Annotated in this window: 18 protein-coding genes; 8 read left to right on the top strand and 10 right to left on the bottom strand. The window is 72.8% G+C overall.

Going from position 1 to position 22154, the window contains the following annotated elements; all coding sequences use genetic code 11:
- Positions 1-64 precede the first annotated feature (64 nt).
- Both KMS84_RS19855 and sthA read left to right on the top strand, forming a co-directional pair.
- A complete protein-coding gene (locus KMS84_RS19855) occupies positions 65-274 on the top strand; it encodes a hypothetical protein (RefSeq protein ID WP_256917688.1) in 210 nt (69 codons plus the stop codon).
- A 49-nt stretch (positions 275-323) separates the two neighbouring features.
- Entirely contained in the window at positions 324-1727 is a 1404-nt protein-coding gene (gene sthA / locus KMS84_RS19850) for a Si-specific NAD(P)(+) transhydrogenase (RefSeq protein WP_256917687.1), read from the top strand.
- Positions 1728-1731: 4 nt separating this feature from the next.
- Here the strand turns inward: sthA and KMS84_RS19845 are convergent, their stop codons facing one another.
- Positions 1732-2193: a DUF5709 domain-containing protein gene (locus KMS84_RS19845; RefSeq protein ID WP_256917684.1), complete on the bottom strand. Its 462-nt coding sequence runs from the start codon at positions 2191-2193 to the stop codon at positions 1732-1734.
- A gap of 329 nt (positions 2194-2522) precedes the next feature.
- On the opposite strand from KMS84_RS19845, the gene KMS84_RS19840 reads away from it, so the two are divergent.
- Together KMS84_RS19840 and KMS84_RS19835 are read left to right on the top strand one after the other, a co-directional pair.
- Positions 2523-3989 carry an APC family permease gene (locus tag KMS84_RS19840; RefSeq protein WP_256917682.1) on the top strand — a complete coding sequence of 489 codons (1467 nt, stop codon included), beginning with the start codon at positions 2523-2525 and terminating at the stop codon, positions 3987-3989.
- An 11-nt stretch (positions 3990-4000) separates the two neighbouring features.
- Positions 4001-4960, top strand: coding sequence for a hypothetical protein (locus tag KMS84_RS19835; protein ID WP_256917680.1), 960 nt, complete (start codon positions 4001-4003; stop codon positions 4958-4960).
- 91 nt (positions 4961-5051) lie between these two features.
- Here KMS84_RS19835 and KMS84_RS19830 read toward each other — a convergent pair whose 3' ends face one another.
- The 3 genes from KMS84_RS19830 to KMS84_RS19820 all read right to left on the bottom strand — a co-directional run bounded on the left by KMS84_RS19830 (position 5052) and on the right by KMS84_RS19820 (position 8605).
- Positions 5052-7397, bottom strand: a complete 2346-nt coding sequence (locus tag KMS84_RS19830) for a glycoside hydrolase family 65 protein (protein ID WP_256917678.1) — start codon at positions 7395-7397, stop codon at positions 5052-5054.
- Positions 7394-8146: a beta-phosphoglucomutase family hydrolase gene (locus tag KMS84_RS19825; protein ID WP_256917676.1), complete on the bottom strand. Its 753-nt coding sequence runs from the start codon at positions 8144-8146 to the stop codon at positions 7394-7396. Before KMS84_RS19825 ends, KMS84_RS19830 begins: the two co-directional genes overlap by 4 nt.
- A gap of 63 nt (positions 8147-8209) precedes the next feature.
- Entirely contained in the window at positions 8210-8605 is a 396-nt protein-coding gene (locus KMS84_RS19820; RefSeq protein ID WP_256917674.1) for a YybH family protein, read from the bottom strand.
- Between the two features lie 56 nt (positions 8606-8661).
- Here KMS84_RS19820 and KMS84_RS19815 point away from each other — a divergent pair, with 56 nt between their 5' ends.
- Together KMS84_RS19815 and KMS84_RS19810 are read left to right on the top strand one after the other, a co-directional pair.
- Complete coding sequence (locus KMS84_RS19815; protein ID WP_256917671.1) at positions 8662-9300, top strand: nucleoside/nucleotide kinase family protein; 639 nt, start codon at positions 8662-8664, stop codon at positions 9298-9300.
- 44 nt (positions 9301-9344) lie between these two features.
- Positions 9345-10076 (top strand): DUF6461 domain-containing protein, encoded by a 732-nt coding sequence (locus tag KMS84_RS19810; protein WP_256917669.1) that lies wholly within the window; start codon positions 9345-9347, stop codon positions 10074-10076.
- On the opposite strand, the gene KMS84_RS19805 is transcribed toward KMS84_RS19810, so the two are convergent.
- The 6 genes from KMS84_RS19805 to KMS84_RS19780 form a co-directional block, all read right to left on the bottom strand.
- Positions 10066-11898, bottom strand: coding sequence for a hypothetical protein (locus KMS84_RS19805; protein ID WP_256917668.1), 1833 nt, complete (start codon positions 11896-11898; stop codon positions 10066-10068). The two genes, KMS84_RS19810 and KMS84_RS19805, sit on opposite strands and share 11 nt — an antisense overlap.
- Before the next feature lie 5 nt (positions 11899-11903).
- Positions 11904-13604 carry a hypothetical protein gene (locus tag KMS84_RS19800; RefSeq protein WP_256917667.1) on the bottom strand — a complete coding sequence of 567 codons (1701 nt, stop codon included), beginning with the start codon at positions 13602-13604 and terminating at the stop codon, positions 11904-11906.
- A 2-nt stretch (positions 13605-13606) separates the two neighbouring features.
- Positions 13607-14515, bottom strand: coding sequence for a carbohydrate ABC transporter permease (locus KMS84_RS19795; RefSeq protein ID WP_256917666.1), 909 nt, complete (start codon positions 14513-14515; stop codon positions 13607-13609).
- A complete protein-coding gene (locus KMS84_RS19790; RefSeq protein WP_256917665.1) occupies positions 14512-15426 on the bottom strand; it encodes a carbohydrate ABC transporter permease in 915 nt (304 codons plus the stop codon). The genes KMS84_RS19795 and KMS84_RS19790 overlap by 4 nt, the downstream gene beginning before the upstream one ends.
- A gap of 114 nt (positions 15427-15540) precedes the next feature.
- On the bottom strand, positions 15541-16869 hold the full coding sequence (locus tag KMS84_RS19785) for an ABC transporter substrate-binding protein (RefSeq protein WP_256917664.1): 1329 nt from the start codon (positions 16867-16869) through the stop codon (positions 15541-15543).
- Positions 16870-17147: 278 nt separating this feature from the next.
- On the bottom strand, positions 17148-18281 hold the full coding sequence (locus KMS84_RS19780) for an ROK family transcriptional regulator (protein ID WP_256917662.1): 1134 nt from the start codon (positions 18279-18281) through the stop codon (positions 17148-17150).
- A 336-nt stretch (positions 18282-18617) separates the two neighbouring features.
- Between KMS84_RS19780 and KMS84_RS19775 the strand changes: the two genes are divergently transcribed.
- Together KMS84_RS19775 and KMS84_RS19770 are read left to right on the top strand one after the other, a co-directional pair.
- On the top strand, positions 18618-19526 hold the full coding sequence (locus KMS84_RS19775; RefSeq protein ID WP_256917660.1) for a BadF/BadG/BcrA/BcrD ATPase family protein: 909 nt from the start codon (positions 18618-18620) through the stop codon (positions 19524-19526).
- A 200-nt stretch (positions 19527-19726) separates the two neighbouring features.
- Positions 19727-21643 carry a phosphatase PAP2 family protein gene (locus tag KMS84_RS19770; RefSeq protein WP_256917657.1) on the top strand — a complete coding sequence of 639 codons (1917 nt, stop codon included), beginning with the start codon at positions 19727-19729 and terminating at the stop codon, positions 21641-21643.
- Positions 21644-22154: the final 511 nt, after the last annotated feature.

The following is a 22154-nucleotide window of genomic DNA, read 5'->3' as shown; positions in this document are numbered from 1 at the left end:
TGCAGGGTGCGGCTTCAGGATGAATGGTGTTAGTACATTCCTTCGGATGCGAGGAGCCGACATCATGCCGACGTCACAGCCCGGCGCCGCCCGACCCTCCCCGGACGACCGCGCCACCCCGGACGAGCTGCTCCACACCCGCACCGGCACCGAGGTCTCCGCGGAGGACATGGTCCTGGCCACGGGACGCGACCTGACGCCGCGCACGCTCGCCTGGGCGCGGCGCAAGCTCGCCGAGGAGGGACCCGGCGCCATCGAGAAGCTGCTGCCGTAGCCGCCCGCGCCCTTTCCCCGGCGGCCCCCGCCCTGCCAGACTGCGGAGGGTGCCCGACTTCGACATGCTCGTCCTCGGATCAGGTCCCGGCGGCCAGAAGGCCGCCATAGCCGCGGCCAAACTGGGCCGCCGGGTGGCCGTCGTCGACCGCCCCGACATGGTCGGCGGGGTCTCCCTCCACACCGGAACCATTCCCTCCAAGACGATGCGCGAGGCGGTGCTCTATCTCACCGGCCTCACGCAGCGCGACCTGTACGGACAGAGCTACCGCCTCAAGGAGAACATCACCGTCGCCGACCTGACCGCCCGCACCCAGCACGTGGTCGGGCGCGAGATCGACGTCATCCGCAGCCAGTTGACCCGCAACCACGTCGCCCTGTTCGCCGGGACCGGCCGGTTCGTCGACGACCACACGGTCGCCCTGCGCGAGGCCACCGGGCAGGAGCGGCTGATCAGCGCCGAGCACATCGTCATCGCCACCGGGACCCGGCCGGCCCGGCCGGACAGCGTGGAGTTCGACGGGCGGACCATCCTGGACTCCGACAACGTCCTGACCGTCGAGCGGGTGCCGCAGTCGATGGTGATCGTGGGCGCGGGCGTGATCGGGATGGAGTACGCGAGCATGTTCGCCGCGCTCGGCAGCAAGGTCACGGTGGTGGAGAAGCGGGCCGGGATGCTCGACATGTGCGACGTCGAGGTCGTCGAGTCGCTCAAGTACCACCTGCGCGACCTGGCGGTGGCGTTCCGCTTCGGGGAGACCGTGGCCGCCGTGGAGCGGCATCCGCGCGGCACGCTGACCGTGCTGGAGAGCGGCAAGAAGATCCCGGCGGACGCGGTGATGTACTCGGCGGGCCGCCAGGGTCTGACCGACGAACTCGACCTCGACAAGGCCGGGTTGACGGCCGACCGGCGCGGGCGCATCGAGGTCGACGAGCACTACCGCACACCGGTCGGCCACATCTACGCCGTCGGTGACGTCATCGGCTTCCCCGCGCTGGCGGCGACGGCGATGGAACAGGGGCGCGCCGCCGCCTACCACGCGTGCGGGGAACCCGTCGGGCAGATGCACCACCTCCAGCCGATCGGCATCTACACGATCCCGGAGATCAGCTTCGTGGGGCGCACCGAGGACCAGCTCACCGAGGAGCGCGTGCCGTTCGAGGTGGGCGTGGCCCGCTACCGCGAACTGGCCCGCGGGCAGATCATCGGCGACGCGCACGGCATGCTCAAACTGCTGGTCTCCCCCGAGGACCGCACCCTGCTGGGCGTGCACTGCTTCGGCAGCGGGGCGACCGAGCTGATCCACATCGGGCAGTCCGTGATGGGCTGCGGCGGCACCGTCGACTACCTGGTGGACGCGGTGTTCAACTACCCCACCCTGGCGGAGTCGTACAAGGTCGCCGCCCTCGACGCGACCAACCGGCTGCGGCAGCTGGACCGGATCGGGGACTGACCCCTCACTCCTCCACGATGTGGACGGCGGCCTCCTCCGCGCCCGCGGCCCCGCCGTCCACGCCCACGTCCCGGGCGACCTCCTCCTTGACGGCGTCGGGGTGGGCGCCTTCGTCGGGCGCGACGAGCCGGCCCGCACGCCGGTCGCCCGCCTCGGGGTCGAGGGGCTCGCCCTCGCCGCCGGGGAGGTCGCCGACGCCGTCGCCGGCCGGTGCGCTCGTGTCCGGGACCTCCTGGGCGAGCCGCTGGTCCAGGCTCTCGCCCTCGTGCTGCTCGGCCGCGGTGGTGCCGTACTTGGTGACGCCGAGCGGCTTCTCCGGCGGGGAGTAGCCCTCGTCCAGGGTGTCGTCGTAGGTGCGTTCGTCGAGGGCGTCCTGGAGGTCGAGCGGTGCGCCGTCCTCCTGCTCCTCGTTGGATCCGGTGGGCTGGTAGACGTCGTCGCCCATCGCCTCGGACTCCGTGCCCATGGTGCCTCCTCGCCAGGTCGGGCCGCTGTCTTCCCCGTCCGCGTTTCCCGTGCGGTCCGGTCCAATCGCGACGTATCTCACCTGCCTGAGCAGGGGCGCACGTTACCCACCCGTTCAATCTTGAAAGCTCAATCTTTGGGGCTATAGTCACTCGCACACTCGGTGTGACCGTCCACCGACACAGTGCTCTGACGGTGTCCTTCGCGCTTTTCACCGCCGACGTGCCCCGAGGCCATCCCTCCCGGGCCGGGGGCGGCTCCACCCCCACCCCCCATACGCCGTCGGGCCCGCCCGGCCGGTGCGGCGTGCACCAGGAAAGCAGCGCAACGATGAGCAACAGCATCGGAAGAGGGCTCCAGGCGAACGTGCTGGGCACCTTCGACACGGTGGTGATGGCGGTCGCGGGCAGCGCCCCGGCGTACTCCATCGCGGCCACGACGGCGGTCCTGGCGGGCGCCGTGGGCCTCGCGGGCCCGGCGGCGCTGCTGTACTGCGCGATACCCATGCTGGGCATCGCCCTGGCGTTCAGCAGACTCGGCCGGATCGACGTGAACGCGGGAGCCAGTTACTCCTGGGTGGGCCGCACGCTCCATCCGTTCCTGGGCTTCATCAGCGGCTGGGCGCTGGTCGTCTCGGCGACCCTCTTCATGGTGGCGGGATCGCTGCCGGCCGGGTCGATGACGCTGGCCCTCTTCGACGACGGCCTCGCCGACGACACCGCGCTGTCCACCGTCGTCGGCGCGGCCTGGTTCCTGGTCATGCTCGCGGTGGTGCTGGGCGGGGCCCGGCTCACCGTGCGCGCCCAGCTGATCATGTCGGGCGTGGAACTGGCGATCCTGGCGCTGTTCGCGGTGCTCGCCCTCCTCCACACGGACAACTCTCTGGCGTTCGACTGGTCCTGGCTGGGCTTCGGCCACTTCCACGGTGTGTCCGGCTTCGCGTCGGGCGCGCTGGTCGCCGCGTTCTACTACTGGGGCTGGGACGTGACCAGCAATCTCAGCGAGGAGACCCGTGACAGCCGCCGCACGACGGGTCTGGCCGGACTCATCGGCGTCGGCGTCGTCTTCCTGCTCTTCGAGGTCTTCACCATCGCGGTCAACGTCGTCCTCAGCTCGCAGCAGATCGAGGACAACGGGGCGAACGTGCTGGCGGCTCTGGGGCAGGAGGTGTGGCCGGGCTGGGGCGGCAAGCTGCTGATCGTGGCCGTGATGCTGTCGACGGTGGCCACGTTGGAGACGACGCTCATCCAGGTCACCCGCTCGCTGTTCGCGATGGGCCGCGACCGTACGATGCCCTCCGCGCTGGGCCGGGTGCACCGCACCTGGAACACGCCCTGGGTGGCGATCGCGGTGGTGGGCGGGGTGGCGCTCGCGCTGTTCGTCGCCTCCAACCTGCTCGGCTCGGTGGGCGACATCCTCGCCGACGCGATCTCGGCGATCGGCCTGCAGATCGCGGTCTACTACGGGCTGGCGGGCCTGGCGGCCGTCGTCGCCTACCGCAGGACGCTGCTGACGTCCGCGGCCGACTTCGTCCTGGGCGGACTGTGGCCGCTGCTCGGCTCGGTGTTCATGTTCTGGGTCTTCGCCGAGTCGCTGGGCGAACTCGCCCCGGCGGCCGTCGCGATCGGCGTCGGCGGCCTGGCCGTGGGACTGGCGCCGATGCTCTGGTACTGGCGGCGCGGCAGCGACTACTACCGGCCCGCCCGGCTGGACGCCTCGCGGACCGTGCGGACCGACTACGTGCCCGACGGCCGGCCCGCCGACCGCTTCCACGACGGCCTGCCCACCGACTTCTGAGAGGGGCCGTGATGGCGCGGGACCGTTTCGCCCCCGACTTCGACCCCGACTGCGGGGACTCGGCCCTCTCCTCCGTCCGGCACGACATCGTCATCGGCCGCTGGCAGGGACTGCGGGACCTGCTGCGCTCGACCGGCCGCGACCTCACGGCCCGCGGCCACCGGGTGCGGCTGCTGGCGCAGGCCTGCGCGGGCAGTTCGACGGTGGAGAGCTGGCTGGCCGCCGAGCCGCACAGCGCCGACGCACTGGTGCTGCGGGCGGCCACGGAGACGGCCCGGGCGTTCCACCTGGCGATCGCCGCGGGCCGGGGCGTGCCGATCGAGCAGCACCGCATCGACGGCGCGGTGCTGGCCTGTCTGGCCGCGGCCGAGGCCGGCCCCGACGACCCGACGCCGTGGATCTCGCTGATCTCGGTGGCGCGCCTGTACCCCTGCGGCGTGCGCCGCCGGGAACTGGCGCGCTGGTGGGACGAGTTGCACCGGCGCGACCCCTACAGCACGGAGGGCCACCTCCAGGTGCTGCACTACTACTCCGCCCGCTGGCACGGCTCGCACGGCCTGATGTACGACTTCGCCCGGGACGCGGCCGGCGTGGCCCCGCCGGGCTGCGCGCTCCCGGTGCTGGTGCAGTACGCGCGGGTGGAGGAGTTCCGCCACTCCCTGGAGGGCGCGCCGGGACGCGTCCCGTCGGTGGGGCTCAGCCAGCACTGGAACAACGACGGCGCGGTCGGCGACGTCCGCCGCACCTGGGACCGCTGGATCATGGGCCGCCAGGACGACACCGTCGCCCCGGGCGAGCTGCGCGACGTCAACCACCTGGCGCACGCGGCCTGCGCGGCGGGCGTCGCGGACGTGGCGGCGCCGCTCCTCGGGATCCTCGGTCGGCGGGCGACGAGCACGCCCTGGTCGTACACCGGTGATCCCGCACAGCAGATCGTCCGGTGGCGCAAGGAGTGGGGCGTGCGCGACTGAGCCCGGTCGCGGGGCCGCGACCGGGCGGGCGCACGCCGCTTCCGCCGTGCGCCTCGGCCATCGGCTGCCTCCTGCGACGACCGCCCATGGGCTACAGCCGGGTGTGCGGCCCCCGGTGCAGCGGCTGTCGGGGCGCCGGGCGCACCGGCAGGGGCGGCACGGCCCGCACCACGGGGCCGTCGCCGTTCACCTCCACCGGCTCGCCGTGGTGATGGAGCGTCAGCGGCGGGCCGGACAGCAGGGTGTACGCGGCCTTGTCCGGTCCCATCTCCACGCGCAGCCGCCGGCCGAGGAACTGGATGCTGAAGGCCAGCCGGCTCAGCCGCTGCGGCAGCCGGGGCGCGAAGCGCAGGCCCTCGGCGTCGCGGCGCAGCCCGCCGAACCCGGCGACCAGGGCCGTCCAGGTGCCCGCCAGCGAGGCGATGTGCAGCCCGTCGCGGGTGTTGTGCTCGAGGTCGGCCAGGTCCATCAGCGCCGCCTCGGTCGTGTAGTCGAAGGCCAGGTCGAGATGGCCGGCCTGGGCGGCGATGACGGCCTGGCAGCACGCCGAGAGGGAGGAGTCGCGCACCGTCAGCGGCTCGTAGTAGGCGAAGTTGCGGGCGACCTGCTCGTCGTCGAAGTGACTCGCGCAGGTGTACATCGCCAGCACCAGGTCAGCCTGCTTGACGACCTGCTTGCGGTACAGGTCGAAGTAGGGGAAGTGCAGGAGCAGCGGGTACTGGTCGTCCCGCGTGCCGGCGAAGTCCCACTGCTGGTAGCGGGTGAAGCCGGCGTGCTGTTCATGGACGCCGAGCTCGTCGTTGTACGGCAGGTACACCGCCTGGGCGGCGTCGCGCCAGGCCGCGCTCTCCTCGTCGTCGACGCCTAGTCGGCCCGCCTCCTGCGGATGGCGTTCCACGGCGTCGGCGGCGGCGAGGAGGTTCGCCCGGGCCATGAGGTTGGTGTACGTGTTGTCGTCGGCGACCGCGCTGTACTCGTCGGGCCCGGTGACGCCGTCGATGTGGAACGCGCCGTGCGCGTCGTGGTGGCCGAGCGAGCGCCACAACCGGGCTGTCTCCACGAGCAGTTCGACGCCCGTCGAGCGCTCGAAGTCGGTGTCGCCCGTCGCCGCGACATAGCCGACCACGGCGTGCGCTATGTCGGCGTTCACGTGGAAGGCGGCGGTCCCGGCCGGCCAGTACGCCGAGCCCTCCGACCCCTCGATGGTGCGCCAGGGGAACGCGGCGCCGCGCAGGCCGAGTTGAACAGCCCGTTCCCGGGCGGCGGGCAGGGTGTTCTGGCGCCAGCGCAGGGCCTCCGCGACGGAGTCGGGGGCGGTGTAGGTGAGCAGGGGCAGGACGAACGTCTCGGTGTCCCAGAAGGCGTGGCCGTCGTAGCCGGAGCCGGTGAGCCCCTTGGCGGGGATGGCCCGCTGTTCGGCGCGCGCGCCGGCCTGGAGGACGTGGAAGAGGGCGAAACGGACGGCCTGCTGGATCTCCTCGTCCCCGTCGACCTCGACGTCCGCGCGGGACCAGAAGTCGTCGAGGTAGGCGCGCTGTTCGTCGAGCAGGCCGTCCCAGCCGCTGTGGCCGGCCGCCGCGAGGGCCGCCTCCACCTGGTCGCTCATCGCGGGCCGCGAGCGGACGCCGGACCAGCCGTGCGCGACCAGCTTCTCCACCCGCAGCCGCTCGCCGGGCTCCAGCACGGAGGTGACGGTGAGACGGGCGACGTCGACGTTGCTCTCGCTGCTGAGGGTGGTCCGTTCGGGGCCGGTGACGGTGTGGTCGGCGGCCACGGCGACGCGCAGCCCGCTGCGCTTGGTGCGGTGCACGAGCCGCAGACGGCGGCCGACCGCCACGTCCTCCTCGGGCTCCAGGGGGGATTTCAGGGCGCGTGCCGCGCGCGGGTCGCCGTTCGGGGCGGGCAGGCTCTCGTTGGTGACCAGTTCGGACTGGATCACCACCCGGGAGCGGCTGTCGACGGCCTCCACCTCGTAGGCGACGGCGGCGACGGCCCGCTGGGAGAGCGAGACCAGCCGGGTGGAGCGCACCCGCACGGTGGACCCGGCGGGAGAGGTCCATTCGCAGGTCCGCTCCAGGACGCCCCGGCGCAGGTCGAGGACGCGCTCGTGGGCGACGAGCCGCCCGTAGCGCAGGTCGAACGGCTCGTCGTCGACCAGGAGCCGCAGGATCTTGCCGTTGGTGACGTTGATGACCGTCTGCCCCGACTCGGGATAGCCGTAGCCGGCCTCGGCGTAGGGCAGCGGGTGCAGTTCGTGGACGCCGTTCAGGTAGGCGCCGGGCAGCCCGTGCGGTTCGCCCTCGTCGAGGTTGCCCCGCCAGCCCACGTGTCCGTTGGACAGCGCGAAGACCGACTCGCTCTGTGCGAGGACGTCGAGGTCGAGCTCCCTCTCCCGCACACACCACGGCTCGACGGCGTAGGGCCGTTGGGTGGTCACGCGCGCCCTCCCCGCCCGAGGAGGTCCTCGAGATCCTTCACCACGACGTCCGCGCCGTGCGCGTACAACGCGTCGCTCTGTCCGACCCGGTCAACGCCGACGACGTAACCGAAGTTCCCGGAGCGGCCCGCGTCCATCCCGGCCAGCGCGTCCTCGAAGACGGCCGCGCCCGCCGGTTCGACGCCCAGGTCGCGGGCGGCCGCGAGGAAGGTGTCGGGGTGCGGCTTGCCGGGCAGGTCCCGCTCCGCCGCGACGACGCCGTCGACGCGCACGTCGAAGAGGTCCTCGGCGCCGATCGACCGCAGCACGTCCCGCGCGTTGGCGCTGGAGGACACGATCGCCGTGCGCAGGCCCCGCGCGCGGGCCGCCTCGAGATAGCGCAGGGTGCCGTCGTAGGCCTGCACGCCCTGGGTGCGGATCTTCGCCAGGAGCAGTTCGTTCTTGCGGTTGCCCAGGCCGTGGACGGTCTGCGCGTCGGGCGGGTCGTCGGGGGCCCCTTCCGGCAGCTCGATGTCCCGGGAGGCGAGGAAGGCGCGGACGCCGTCCGCGCGCGGGCGGCCGTCGACGTACTCGTCGTAGTCGTCGCCCGCGTCGAAGGGCCGGAACCCGTCCCCGTCGCGTGCGCGCAGGAAGGCGTCGAACATCTCCTTCCAGGCGGCCGCGTGGACGACGGCCGTGCGGGTGACGACCCCGTCGAGGTCGAAGAGACAGGCCTGGATGGCTTCGGGGAGGCCGAGCGTCGTCGTCATACAGGGCCGGTTCCCCGCGATCGGCCGGCTCAACAGTGTGGCGCGCGACACACCGTGGTGTGCTCACTCGTGCGGAAAGGAGTGGTGTTCGTGCGCGATCAGCCAGCGGCCGTCCTCCTTGCGCAGGCCGAAGGTGAGACGCAGCCGCAGCGTGGGGTTCTCGGCCAGTTCCCGGGGTGTGCCGCAGCGCAGCAGCGCGTGGGCGAAGGCGACGTCGTGTCCGGCGGTGACGTCGAGGGTGTCGATGTCGAAGCGCGCCCCCTGGGCCTGCCACGCGAAGAAGGGCGGCCACAGGGCGCGGTAGGCGGCCAGGCCGCGCAGACCGGCGTGCGGGGGCGGCACGTAGTACAGGACCAGGTCGTCGGCGTGGCCGGCGAGGACGGCGTCGAGGTCCCCGCGGCGGACGGCGTCGGCCCAGCGGTCGATCAGGGTGCGGATCTGCGTCTCGTCGTCGGGCAAGGGTCGTCCTCCTCTCTCTGCGGGTCTCCTCCCAGGAGACTGCGACACTCTGCTGTGTGCTCACTTTCGACGATCTGCTGTGCCGGGCCCGTTCCCTCGCCCAGGGGGGCGGGCGCGCGCTGCTCGGCGTCGCCGGGAGTCCCGGCGCGGGCAAGACGACCCTGGCACGGCGTCTGGTGCGGGAGCTGAACGGCACGGGCGAGCCCTGGGCGGTGCAGGTCCCGATGGACGGGTTCCATCTGGCCGACGCCGAGCTGGACCGGCTCGGCCGGCGGGACCGCAAGGGCGCGCCCGACACCTTCGACGCGGCCGGATACGCGGCGCTGCTGCGGCGGCTGCGGGAGGAGGCGGACGGCGAGGACGTCGTGTACGCGCCCGGCTTCGAGCGAGAGCTGGAGCAGCCGCTCGCGGGGGCGGTGCCCGTGCCGCCGGGGGTCCGGCTGGTGGTCACCGAGGGCAACTACCTGCTGCTGGACACGGGCGCGTGGCGGCGGGTGCGGGCCGCGCTGGACGAGGTGTGGTTCTGCGAGGGCGACGAGAGCGAGCGGGTGCGGCGGCTGGTGGCCCGGCACGAGGAGTTCGGCAAGGGCCACGAGGAGGCGGTGGCCTGGGTGCTGAGGAGCGATCAGCGCAATGCCGCACTGGTGGCGGCGACGCGGGAACGGGCGGATCTGGTGGTGTCGCTGCCTCTGTGAGGGACGGGGCCTCGTTGTCAGTGGCCCGCGCTACCTTCGACACCATGAGCGAGGCACTGCAACGACCGCCGCACGAGGCGTCGAGCGGGCCGCCGGGCGACCCGGCGGGCGACGGACCGGGCGCGGGTCCGGGGCGGGGGCCGCACGAGGGCATCGGGTGGCTGGTGGATCTCGACGGCTGGATGTCCAGCGTCGTGTTCGCGCGCGGCATCTCCCCCGAGGAGCTGGCCTGCCGCATGGGGGCGGACCCGGGCGCGGCCACCGGACCGGTCACCGAGGCCGAGGTGTGGCGGCTCGGGATCACGCAGTGGCGGCCGGGCGCCGACGGGGACGGCGTGATCCGCGTCGGCAGCTCCGGGGACTGGGCGTTCGCCTTGGAGTACGGGGACTCGACCGGCGGGGACCTGCTCGCGGAGATCTCCCGGGACGGCGTCGAGGTCGTGCGGTACGTGCCGCCCCAGGAGCACCCGCCCGCCGACGTCGACTACGCGCGTGACGGCGTGCTGACGTGCGGCTACGGTCTGACGGAGGAGGTGTGGCGTTGGGGCGCGAACCCGGACCTCTTCGTGCCGGAGCTGGTCGCGGCGGGCGTCCTGTCCCCCGACGGCGGCGCCCTCGTGCCCTCGCCGGACGAGCCCTGGCGAACCGGTTGCCGTCGCAGTCCGGGCGTCGTGGAGCGGCGGTTCGGTCTGTCCCTGTCCCCCGCCGTCCTGCGGGACGCACGGCTGCCCGCCTACGCGGTCCGGGGCACCCCGCGGATGACGCTCAGCGGCTGACGGCGCTCAGTGTCAGCTCGGGCTCCCCGTGGGGGTCGTCCGGTCCGAGGACGGCGGTGAAGGCGTCCGTGCGCACGGTCAGGCCTCCCTCGCCGTGCCGCGCCGACGCGGTGAACGGCTCCTCGGATCCGTAGCGCACCGCGAAGACGTGCAGGTCGTCCGGCGCGTCCGCGAGGGGGCCGGCCTCCAGGGCCGTCGAGCTGACCAGGTGGCGCCAGCCCTCGTCCGGGTCGCCGTAGCCGCGCGGGTCGGCGGCGAGGGCGAAGGCGGCCTGTTCCTGGGTGAGTTCGGCGCGGGCGTCGAAATGCTCCGGTCCCGTCGCCGCGGGGTGCGTCAGGCGCAGGGCGCCCGGCGAGGAGACGGCGGCCCGCGCCGTGCGGCGGACCCGGTCGCCGTCGTCCTGCGCGTAGGGCAGCCCGGCCAGCAGGTACGGGGCGCCGTCGAGCCGTTCCACGGCGACCGTCGTCCACAGGGCGGCGCCGTCGGTGACGTACAGGGAGCGCACCCGGCGCAGGACGTGGTCGCGGCCGACGACCGGCTTGGTGACGAGCTTGGCGGTCAGGCCGTCGGCGCGGACGTCGCGGACGCGGACCGCGCCCATCGGGCGGCACAGCAGGAAGCCGTCGGCGACCGGGCCGAAGCCGTGCTGCCGGCCGACGGCGGCGGCCAGGCAGTACGTCCCGCCCGCCTCGATCACGGCCGGGGTCATCCGGTCGTCGAAGGCCACCGAGACGGAACCGGCGCGCAGTTGGTGGCGTGCGGGGCGCGGGGACGGGGTGCGTCGCCAGCGCGCGGTGTCCTGGATCTGCCAGACGAGCATCCACGCGAAGTGCCCGTCGACCGCGCCGTCCGCCCCGACCGCGTGCCGGGCCCAGCGGCTGTCGCCCCGGTAGCGGCCCAGGTCCGCGCCGATCCGTTCGCCGAAGTAGCGCAGGCCCAGCACCGACTCGAAGGCCGAGTGCTGCTCGCTGTAGCGGGGGCCGCCGTTGTCGAAGCCGCCGACGGTGAGACGGGCGTCGATGTAGCGGGCGAGGGCTTCGCCGTCCTCGGCGAACATCTCCTCGCCGCTGACGCGGTGGGCCTGGGCGAGGAAGGACAGGGAGATCGGGCCGTAGTTGTTGTCGTAGGCGCCGCCGTGCTCGGGCGGCAGCAGGGCTCCCCGGTCGCGCACCCGGTGCGCGCGGATCTCGTCGGTGTAGAGCGCCAGGGCCCGCGCGCGGACCGGTTGCGCCGCCCCCGGCGGGAGGTGACGGGCCAGCATGAGTCCGCCCACCACGCAGCCGATGGCCTGGTTGGCCGCTTCCTGCGGGTTGAAGAAGGTCGCCTCGGTCAGCCAGCTCCAGTAGCCGCGGGCGACCTCCAGCAGTTCGGCCCGCTGCCCGTCGTCGAGGAGGCCGTCCGCGGCGTCGAGGACGTTCACCGCCTGCAACAGCGCCCAAACGGTGCTCGGCCAGTCGCCGACGGGGTGGGCGCCCGGCTCGAGGACGTACCGGGCGTGGGGCAGGCCCGTGCCGCGCGCGGTCAGGTTGGGGTAGCCCGGGTTGTCGTCCCGGTGGACGCGCTCGCGCAGGTGGAAGGCGAGGCTGCGGCGCACCGCGTCCGGCAGGCGCGGGTCCGCGGTGCGCCGCCAGGCCAGGGCCAGTAGGGAGGTGATGCCGAGGGAGGTGTCGCCGATGTCGTCGACGCAGTCGGGGTGTTCGAGGTTCCCCTCGGGCGTCATCCGCCGCAGGGCCTGTTCGGTGACGTCGGCGAGGACGGCGTCGTAGGCCTCGGGGGTGTCGGGCAGGTCGTGCAGCGGGCCGCGCTGGTGCGTGAGGTGCACGGGGATCAGTCCTTCATGCCTGAGGTGGTCGCGCGCAGTGCGACGGTCACTGTGTGCGGGCCGTGTCCACCGAGGTAGACGCGGTTGCCGGTCGTCGCGTCGGTGCCGCCCGCCACGGTGTGGTCCTGTCCCGGGTCGTAGCGCAGTACGTCGCTCCGGTCCGGTCCGGCGAGCGGTTCACCCGTCTCGACGGCGGCCTCGACCCGGATCTCGTCGTCGCCGACGCGGTAGGTCAACGGCTCGGTCGTCAGGCACCTGGTTCCGTCACCGAGCGGTACGGCGCCGTGCGGCACGCCGCCCGGCCGGAAGGTCAGTTCGAGGGCCCAGGGCACCGGCGGGCCGCTGATGTCGATCCGCAGGTCGGCCCCGTCCTCCCGCAGGTCCACCTGCACGCGGGTCGTGTGGGAGACCTCGTCCCGGGGCCGGTCCGGGAAGGCCATCGCGGCCGAGAAGCGTCCCTCGTCCGTCATCCGGTAGGCGCCGTCGTCCCTGCGGTGGTCGGGCGGGAGCGGCTGGTAGTAGGCGGCCGAGAGGGTTTCGGTGAGCAGGTAGCGGCCGTCGGCGAGCCGTTGCATGTCGGCGGCGCGGAACGGGCCCAGGTCGAAGAACCCCCTTGAGAGGCGGACCGCGTCGAGGACGGCGGCGCCGGCGAACAGGCGCAGGAAGGTGGGGTTGCAGGCGAGGCCCGAGCGGATGCGCCGGTGCGCGGGCACGTCGGAGCCGCCGTACACCACCGTGTGCGCGGTGGCCGAGGCGCGTGCGGCGAGGCGTGCCGTGGGGAGGTACCGGTCGCGCGGGAACTGCTCCGCGTCCGGGGCCGGCAGGGCGCGGCACAGATCCGGGGTGAGGAGGGTCTGGGCGAGCAGGTCGGGGTCGTGGATGCCGTCGGCGGCCGCCAGGCGGGCGGCGCGGGCGAAGTCGTCCCGGCCGGTGCGGATCGCGAGCAGCCGATAGTGCGGCAGGTAGGGCCACAGCGCGAACGACAGCCTCTGGTCCTGGCGGCGCGAGTGGACGGTCTCCACCGTGCCGTCCGGCCTGATCAGGTCCAGGGTCGCGGTGAGGTTGCGTTCGACGGCGTCCGCCAGGTCGGTGCGGCCGAGCACCTCGGCCAGCAACAGCAGTGCCGGGTTGGTCACGATGGACGCGTAGACGGCGCTGCGTTCCGAGTACAGGCCGTCGGCGTCGATGTCGACGCCCTCGGCGAGCCACTCCTCGGCGCGGACGAGCAGCCGGTCGTCGGGGAACGACCGGTGCAGCCGCGCCAGCGCCGCGGACAGCTCCCAGCGGTGGTTGGGAGTGTGCACGCCACCGGCCAGGAGGCTTTCGGTGGCGGCGCCGGCGATCTCGGCGAGCGCCGCCGTGACGTCGGCCAGTCCGGGCCCCGCGCCCGCGGCGAGGACGTGCGCGTCGCACACATCGTTGACGGTGAACGCGGAGTCCGGCGGCGACTGCACGTTGTCGCCGCCCGCGAAGAGACCGGACGCCGTCTGCGCGCACCGCAGGGCACGGAGGTGGGTCAGCGCGGCGGCGACGGCCCGCTCGCTGCCGTGCAGGGCCGACTCCGGCGAACGGTACGCCGCGACCAGGGTCTTCACCCGCCGGGCCAGGGCGCGGTGCGGCTCGATGAATTCCGCCGACGGATCGGCCGACCCGTCGGCGGCGCGTGCCGCCGCACGGACGAACGCGTGGTCGATCGGAGCGGGCAACGTCAGTCCTTCAGTCCGGCGTTGATGTCGGCGCCCATGACGTAGCGCTGGAAGACCAGGAAGATGGCGATCAGCGGGATCATGGAGATGACCGAGGCGCCGAGCAGCACCGACCAGTTGATGTTCTGCGCGCCGACGATGCTCTGGATGCCGATCTGCACGGTGAACTTGTCGGGGTCGTTGAGCATCAGCAGCGGCCAGATGTAGTCGTTCCAGCGCCACTGGAAGGACAGGATGGCCAGGGTCAGCATGATGGGCCGGGAGAGCGGCACCATGATCCGCAGGAAGATCGACAGTTCGCGGGCGCCGTCGATGCGGGCGGCCTCCACGAGTTCGTCGGGGACCGTCAGGAAGAACTGGCGGAACATGAAGCATCCGGTCGCGGTGAGCACGGCCGGCAGGATGATGCCGGCGAACGAGTTGTAGAGGCCGAGGTTGCGCACGACGAGGAACTCCGGGGCGAGCATGACCTCGCCCGGCAGCATCGTGGTGGCCAGGATGCAGAGGAAGAACGCCTTGAGCCACCGGTTGTCGTACTTGGCCAGGGCGTACCCGGTGCAGCAGCTGACTCCCACCGTGAGGATCGTCGTGATCACGCACACGAGGGCGGTGTTGATGAAGTACTGGGAGAAGTTGGCGCTGTCCCAGGCCGCCTTGAAGCCCGACAGCGTGGGGTCGTGCGGGACGAGCGTGAGCGGATAGGAGAACAGTTCGCTGGCCGGCTTGAGGGAGCTGAGGATGAACCACAGCACCGGCAGCCCGTACAGGCAGGCCAGGATCCACAGCAGCGTCGTCGCGGGCACCGCCCGCCGGAGCCCGCCGCTGCCCGGCGTGTGGGCCCGCTTCTTGTTCTTGGAGACGGACGGTCCGTGATCGGCGTCGACCGGGCGGGGCGTGTGTGTGGTTGTCATCGGTTCTCCACCCGCCGGTTGACGAAGAGCTGGACCAGCGCGACGGCCATCAGGATGAGCATGAGCACGAACGAGGCGGCGCTCGCGTAGCCGATCTGGCCCCGTTTGAAGCCGGTCTCGTAGATGTACTGGACGAGCAGGTTGTTGGAGGTGCCGGGTCCGCCGTTGTTGAGGGCGACGAACACCGGGTATTCCTTCATCGCGTTGATCGTGTTGAGCAGGATCACGATGAACGAGGTGGGCGCGATGCTCGGCAGGGTGATGCTGACGAACTGGCGCCAGGGGCCGGCGCCGTCGAGCGCGGCCGCCTCGTAGTACGACACCGGCACGTTCTTGATCGCGGCGATGAACAGCAGCATGGAGAAGCCGGTCCAGGCCCAGGAGGCCGCCATGACCACCACGATCAGCGACAGGTCCGCGTTCGACTGCCACGGGACGGCGCTGCCGCCGAGCTTCTCGATGATGTAGTTGACCAGGCCGAAGTTCTCGCCGAAGAGCCACCGCCACAGGACGCCCACGACGATGGGCGACAGCAGCCACGGGATGAAGAAGACGACGCGGGCCACCGAGGCGCCCTTGGCGTGCTTGTTCACCACCAGGTTGGCGGCGAGCAGGGACAGACCGAAGTTCAGCGGGACGAAGAGCACCGCGTACAGCAGCGTCCGGGTGAGCGCGCCGTAGAAGGCGGAGTCCTCGATCAGGTGGCGGTAGTTCTCCAGTCCCGTGAACTGGAACGCTCCCACGCCCGTGTAGTTCGTGAAGGAGTAGACGAGCCCGATCGCCGCCGGCCAGACGAAGAACAGCGAGAAGAGCACGACATTGGCCGCGATGAGGACGAGCGGCGCGAAGACGTAGGTGCTGTGTCGTCTCCTGGGCGGGCTCACGGACACGTCCGGGGCGCGTTTGGTCATCTTCCTGACTCCGTGCTGGTGGGAGGGATCTGTGGGGGCTCACGCCATGAGCCCGGCATCACGTCGGCCGGGGCCGGGCGGCGGCGTCTCGAGCCCGCCGCCCGGCCCCGTGCGCTACGACCCGCTGCCGACCTGCTGGTTGTAGCCGGCCACGATGTTCTCCAGGGCCTTGTCGGCCGACTGCTGGCCGTTGATCGCCTTGCCGAGCTCCGTCTTGGTCGGGTCCTCGGTGATGCTCTTGCCCTTCAGCACCCACTGCGTCTGCGCGCCGTTGAAGTAGCCCGAGATCGGGGCGTAGAGCGGGATCTCCTCGTTGTACAGCTTGAACGCCGCCTGCGCCGCCTCGGAGGTGAAGGGGTACTTCGGGTTCAGCCCGCTCTCGACCGGCAGGAAGCCGGACGTCTCGCACAGCACGCGGTAGTTGTCCGGCTCGTACAGCCAGGACATGAACTTGGTCGCGGCCTTGGCGGCGTCGCCGTTGTTGTTGAAGCCCACCATCATGCCGCCGGCGTTGACGTCGGAGGCCTGCACCGGCTGGGCGGGGGTCGGGACGCTCGCCCAGTCGAACTTCTTGATGCCGTCCGCGAAGGCGGCGACCTGCCAGACACCGGACCAGAAGGCGACCACTTCACCGCTCTGGAACATGGCCGACGGGTCGGCTCCGCTGGTCCAGACCGACTTCGGCATGGTCTTGTCGTCGTTCAGTCCGACGAAGTAGTTGACGGCCTTCTTGGTCGCCTCGTCCACCGAGAACTTGCCGGAGGAGTCCGCGTGGACGTACTTGCCGCCCATCTCGTACACCATGGCGCGCAGCCGGGACGGCGACTGGTCGAACGCGAGGGAGTACTTGGCGCCGGTCTTCTCGCGGACCTTGTTGGCCGCGGCGATGAAGTCGGTCCAGGTCCAGGTCTTCGAGGGCGACGTCGGGAAGGGCACCTTGGCCTTCTCGAAGAGCGACTTGTTGATGAAGAGACCGGACGCGGTGACGTCGGAGGGGATGGACAGCACCTTGCCGGAGGAGTCCTTGGCGAGGAAGTTGCTGTTGATCTTGTTGGCCTTGTTGTTGGCGATCGAGCTGAGGTCGATCAGCTTCGCCGACCAGATCGGGTCCAGCGCCGGCACGGCCGCCACGTCGGGCAGGGAGTTCGCCTGCGCGGCGTTCTTCAGCTTCGTCGTGTACCCGTCGTAGGGGATGTTGACCAGCTTGACGTCGACGCCGGCTTCCTTCTTGTACTGCGCGACCAGCTTCTTCCAGCCCGCGTCCTGGCCCGGAACGGTGGAGATCCAGAACGTCAGCGACTTGGAGGTGCCGCCGGAGCTGCCGTCCGAACCGCAGGCGCTCAGCAGCAGGGCTCCTGCCGTGGCCACGGCAGCGAGGGGGACAAGGCGGCGTATGCCGCCGCGGCCGAGTCGGCGGGAGCGCCGCACACCCACAATGGTCATCTTCGATCCCTCTTTTTTGTCATAGGGGACGGAGCACGGCGCCGACCGAGCGGCACGGGTGCATTGTGCAGGAGGTTTCGCTCTCCGGGGGCGCGGCCTCGCCCGGCCGCGTCGCCTGTGCGGGTGCGTTCCCCGGCCTGCGGGCCGTCACCGTACGAGCACGCCCTCGTGCGGCTGCCGTACCTCGTGGGGTACGGGCGGGACGCTCACCCCAAGCCGGTGTCCCGACCGACTTAGAAAGCGCTTGTCCGGACATTGGCAGACCGAGTCGGAGGCCGTCAATCCTCAGCCCGCGCGGTCTGGGTCACGGTTTGGACTCCCCGGCCCACCGCGAGCCGCGCCGCGCCCGTCACGGTGCCGGAATCCCCGACCGTGCTGCTGACCACCTCGGTGGGCCAGCTCAGCCTCGCCAGTTCGGCCCGCACTCCGGGCAGGAGCTGGGGATCCGCGCCGGTGGAGCCCCCCAGCACGATCAGTCCGGGGTCCAGCACGGCCGTCACGGCGGCGGCGAGCCGGCCGACGTCCACGGCGTGCCGCGCGACCACGGCACGGGCCGTCCCCGCCCCCTGCCCGGCGAGGGCGAAGAGCCGGTCCGTGGTACGCGGGAGGGGCCCGTCGCCGGGCTGCCAGGCCGCGCGCGCCCGCCGCAGCAGGGAACGGGCGCCGATGTACTCCTCCAGGGCCTCCTGGCGCGGCTCACGGCCGTCGTCCCAGGGGTAGGGAAGCCGTGCCAGCTCTCCGGCGGCGCCGTTGGAGCCGCGCAGCACCTGCCCCCCGACGACGATGCCCAGACCCACGCCGACGCCGATCCGCAGATAGCCGAACGTGTGGCGGCCCCGGGCCGCGCCCTCGTGCAGTTCCGCGAGCGCCGCGCAGTTGACGTTGTTCTCCAGGTGGACGGGAACGCCGGGCGGCAGCGCGACGGCCATGGCGTCGAAGGCCGGCCCCGCCTTGGCGGTGGCCGGTCGCAGGCCGCTGCCCTGCCGGTCGGGAGCGAGGACGTCGCCCACGGCGACGACGATCGAACGCAGCGGCACGCCCGCGGGCAGCGCGGCGAGCGCCTCGCGCACGGCCTCGGCGGCGTCCTCGCGGGAGGCCGCCGCCTCGGCGAGCAGGGTCCCGTCCAGGGCGCAGCCGCGGACCCGGGTGAGGGCGGGGCCGAGGTCGACGGCCAGCACCGCGCCGGCGGCCGGGCCCAGGCAGTAGACGGCCGCCGACCGGCCGGTGCCGCTGGAGGCGGTGCCGGAGTGCGCGGCCAGCCGGGCGCCCTCCAGCTCCGCCACGGCGGAGGACACCGTCGGTTTGGACAGGCCCGCCAGGCTCGCGAGCTGCGGCCGGGTCGCGCTGCCCGCCTGGGCCAGCACGGCGAACACGGCGCTCGCGCTCTCGGTCAGGCGGGGGGCTTCAACCACGTCGAGTTCCACAGATTCCCCCACACGGGTACAGGGCCGCGCGCCCGGCCGACGGTCTCGGGGGGCTGCTGGCGATGGGATGCACCGACGTCGCGCGTTCCCGCTCCGCGGCGGCCGCGAAAGCCTGCCCGGTGGTCGAGTGCGCGATACCTCTTGACGCACTGTACTTCGTTAGTTAACTTCCTAACGAACTTCACGGTATACGCCTGCCGTGCCTCGTCAGAAGCCCGTCCCGGGGCTTCCCTAGTTCATCAGGTGACCGGTTCACCAGGTCATTCGTGTGGTCACGGTTCGCCCGCCGTCGCAGCTTTCCAGCGCATCGACGAAAGAGGATCCGTGCAGGACTCTCCCCCTTCGAGCCCCCTCGTGGTCGGCGTCGACGTGGGCGGCACCAAGACCCATCTGCGCGCCGTCTCGGGCGACGACGTCGTGGCCGACCATGTCCGCGCCACCCGCGGCTGGCGGCCGCACGAGCCGCTCGCCGCGGCGCGCGGGCTGGCCGATCTCGTCCGTGAGGCGCTCCCCCCGGGCGCGCTCCCGTCGGCGCTCGCCGTGGGGGCGCACGCCTGTGAGACGCCGTTGCAGTGCGCGCGCATCCGCGTCGCGCTCCAGGAACAGCTCGGCGTGCCCGCGCAGGTCGTGGGCGACGCCGAGCTGCTCGTGCCCGCCGCGGGCCTGGACAGGGGCGTCGGCCTCGTGGCCGGCACCGGCTCGGTGGCGGTGGGCAGGCTGCCCGACGGCGTCGTCGTCCAGGTGGGCGGCTGGGGCGCGGTCCTCGGCGACGAGGGCGGCGGCGCCGGTCTCGTCCGCGAGGCGGCCCGGGCGGTGTGGGCCGCGCACGACCGGGGCGAGGGACCCGACGCCCTCGCGCTCGCCCTGCTCGACTCGTTCGGCGTGTCCGAGGTGCCGGCGCTCGGCGCGGCGCTGGAGAGCGCCACCGACGTCTCCGCCGAGTGGGGGCGGCACGCTCCCGTCGTCTTCACGGCCGCCGCCGAGGGCTCCTCGCTCGCCGGCGCCGTGATCGGCGAGGCCGCCCGGGCCCTCGCCGCACTCGTCGCCCGGCTCGCCGCACGCGGGGTCCCCGTCGACGACGTGGTCGTGGCGGGCGGCACCGTCCTCGGACGGCCCGAACTGTACGACGCGTTCACCGCCGCCCTCGCGGACGTCGCGCCGGGAGCACGGCCCCGGCCGCTGACCGCGGCGCCCGTCGACGGCGCGGTGGCGCTGGCCCGCTCCCTGTTGTGAGCCGCCGGCCGCACGTTCACCTCGGCGACACGCACCGGTCGCCGGGTCCTCGCGGAAGCGACACGACCCGGCCGTAGATCTTCGCTCGGACACGTCATCCGGCTCACCGGTCGGCACCTGTCCGACGAGCCGAACACGCTCGCACCTCTTCGCTCTGCCCCACTGGCCGCACGGCCGAAGAACTCAAGAGAGGCACACCCATGCCGTCCTCCGCCGGGCTCCCCACCCCCTCGGCCGTGAACCGCAGGCGCTTTCTGAAGTCCTCCCTCGCGGGCTCGGCGACGCTGGTCGCCGCCCCGACGCTGGTGTCCTGGCTGGGCGCGGCCGACGCCAAGGCAGCCACCGCCCCGCTCGCGTTCGTCGACGACTACAAGACGAACCTCCCGACCAACCTCACACCCGAGACCAACGCCGTGGTGCGCGCGCTCGGCGGGTTCGCCCGGGTGTGGAAGACCGGCTCCGCCTGGAACACGGGCACGCCCCTGCGGCCCGACATCCTGCGCGCCAACATGCGCTACTGCATCGCGATCACCCGGTCCCGCACGGAGGCGCAGGGCAAGGAGGCGTTCGTCTACGACCGCCAGCACCAGAGCTACTCGACGATCGCCGGGCTGGGCCCGCTGACGGATCTGTACAAGGCCGGGGCCAAGGCGGTCACCTCGATCACCGGCGCGCCGGACGGCATCCCCGCCACCAAGATCGACGACGCCGTGCCCGCCGACGCGCCCGCCGGCTCCGCCCTCGGCGCCGGCTCGTACGCCTCGGACCTCGGACTGGTCGCCAAGCTCGTCGACACCGTGCGCGGCAACTGGGCCTCGGGGAACCCGAGCAAGTACGCCTACCAGTACCCGCGGCCCTGGCGCATGAACGAGGACAGCCAGGTCGTCGACACCGGGAGGACCGACGCGCTCGGCTTCCCGGTCTACGACTCCCGGGTGGTCGTGGTCCCGCAGCTGCTGCGCCAGCGCAACACCTCCCCCGTCGACGACGGCGGCTTCCCGAGCGGGCACACCAACGCCTTCCACCTGGCGTCGCTGGCCTACGCGTACGCCGTCCCCGAGCGGTTCCAGGAACTGGTGACGCGCGCCCTGTACCTCTCGCACACCCGGATCGTCTCGGGCATGCACTCCACCGTCGACGTCGTCGGCGGCCGCATCATGGCCACCGCGCTGGCCGCCGCCGCCCTCGCCGACCCGGCCAACGCCGAGCTCAAGGCGGCCGCCCGCGCCCAGGCCCTGGCCTACTTCACCCGGAAGACCGGCACGACCCCGGACACCCTGTTCGCGTACGCGCACTCCGACGCCTCGGACGAGTACGCCGACCGCGAGGCCAACGCCCGCGCGGTCGAGCCCCGGCTGACCTACGTCCTGCCCCGGGAGGGACGCCGGGCGCCCATGACGGTGCCCAAGGGCGCCGAGGTGCTGCTGGAGACCCGGCAGCCGTACCTCACCGCGGCCCAGCGCCGGGAGGTTTTGCGCACGACCGCGCTGCCCTCGGGCTACGTCCTGCTGGACGGCTTCGAGCAGTGGGGGCGGCTGAACCTGTTCGCGGCGGCGGACGGCTACGGCTCCTTCGACTGCGACGTCACGGTCACCCTGGACGCGGCCCGGGGCGGCTTCCACGCGGCCGACGCCTGGCGCAACGACATCGACGGAGAGGGCGCTCTGACCAAGCGCGGGTCCGGCACGCTCACCCTGAGCGGCCACAACCGCTACCACGGCGGCACCGTGCTGGAGGCGGGCGTGCTCGTCGCCGGGCACGCGAACGCCCTCGGCCAGGGCGATGTGCGGCTGACCGGCGGCACGCTCCGCGCGGCGGCCCCGGTGCGGGTGCGCGGCACGTGGGCGCAGGGCGCCGGCGCCGTGCTGGACCTGACGCTGCGCGGGCACCACGGGCCCGCCCTCGCGGTGTCCGGGCGGGTACGGCTCGAACGGGGCGCGGTGCTGTCGCTGCGCCTGGACGACGAGCGGCCGCCGGCGGCGGGGACGGTCGTCCCGGTGATCGCCGCTTCGGCGGTGCGCGGGCAGTTCGACCGTGTCGAGCTGAACTCCGACCGGCTGCGGGCCGTACCCGTGTACACGGCGGACGGACTGTCGGTACGACTTCTGAAGCGGTAGCGCCCCGCGCGGCGGGAGCCGGTGCGCGGCGGGCCACGACGGCCCGGCGCGCACCGGCTCCCGCCGCCGTCCGGCGGTGCGACCGCGAGGAGGACGATGACGCGCGCACCGCACACGGAACCGAAGCCTCCCGGCGGCGAGGGCCCGGCCGCTCGCGCCGCCGGGCCTTTGAGGCCTGCCCGTGCCGCCGCCCGCGCCCGTGCCACGGGCCCCCACGGCGTCCCGCCGACCACCGCCCGCACGGCCCCCGCCACGATCACCGCGGCGGGCCCGCGGAAACCGGCCGTCGGTGAACCGGGCCCGGCCGGCGTCACGGCCACGCGGCCGCGCGGGTCCGCGGCGCGGGGCCGGCCGACGGTGCTGCCGCGTCGCGGCGGAGCGGTCGACGAGGCCGAGTGCCCGCTCGCCGTGTACCGGCGGTAAACCACGTTCAGCGGGGGTGCGAAGGACCGACTTCACCCTCCCTGCCGGGCCCGCCCGCTGAGCTATGTTGAGCCTCGTGGAAGACAAA

Origin of the sequence: Streptomyces hilarionis (genome assembly GCF_024539675.1) — a bacterium.
GTDB classification, from domain to species: Bacteria; Actinomycetota; Actinomycetes; order Streptomycetales; family Streptomycetaceae; genus Streptomyces; species Streptomyces hilarionis.
This window is presented reverse-complemented; position numbering and strand designations above follow the sequence as displayed.

What these genes read in the sequence shown, in the direction of transcription:
- KMS84_RS19770 (WP_256917657.1), top strand. Translation starts at nt 19,727, where the DNA reads ATGCCGTCCTCCGCCGGGCTCCCCACCCCCTCGGCCGTGAACCGCAGG.
- KMS84_RS19790 (WP_256917665.1), bottom strand. Translation starts at nt 15,426, where the DNA reads ATGACCAAACGCGCCCCGGACGTGTCCGTGAGCCCGCCCAGGAGACGA.
- KMS84_RS19785 (WP_256917664.1), bottom strand. Translation starts at nt 16,869, where the DNA reads ATGACCATTGTGGGTGTGCGGCGCTCCCGCCGACTCGGCCGCGGCGGC.
- KMS84_RS19845 (WP_256917684.1), bottom strand. Translation starts at nt 2,193, where the DNA reads ATGGGCACGGAGTCCGAGGCGATGGGCGACGACGTCTACCAGCCCACC.
- KMS84_RS19855 (WP_256917688.1), top strand. Translation starts at nt 65, where the DNA reads ATGCCGACGTCACAGCCCGGCGCCGCCCGACCCTCCCCGGACGACCGC.
- KMS84_RS19810 (WP_256917669.1), top strand. Translation starts at nt 9,345, where the DNA reads ATGAGCGAGGCACTGCAACGACCGCCGCACGAGGCGTCGAGCGGGCCG.
- KMS84_RS19840 (WP_256917682.1), top strand. Translation starts at nt 2,523, where the DNA reads ATGAGCAACAGCATCGGAAGAGGGCTCCAGGCGAACGTGCTGGGCACC.
- KMS84_RS19825 (WP_256917676.1), bottom strand. Translation starts at nt 8,146, where the DNA reads ATGACGACGACGCTCGGCCTCCCCGAAGCCATCCAGGCCTGTCTCTTC.
- KMS84_RS19795 (WP_256917666.1), bottom strand. Translation starts at nt 14,515, where the DNA reads ATGACAACCACACACACGCCCCGCCCGGTCGACGCCGATCACGGACCG.
- KMS84_RS19835 (WP_256917680.1), top strand. Translation starts at nt 4,001, where the DNA reads ATGGCGCGGGACCGTTTCGCCCCCGACTTCGACCCCGACTGCGGGGAC.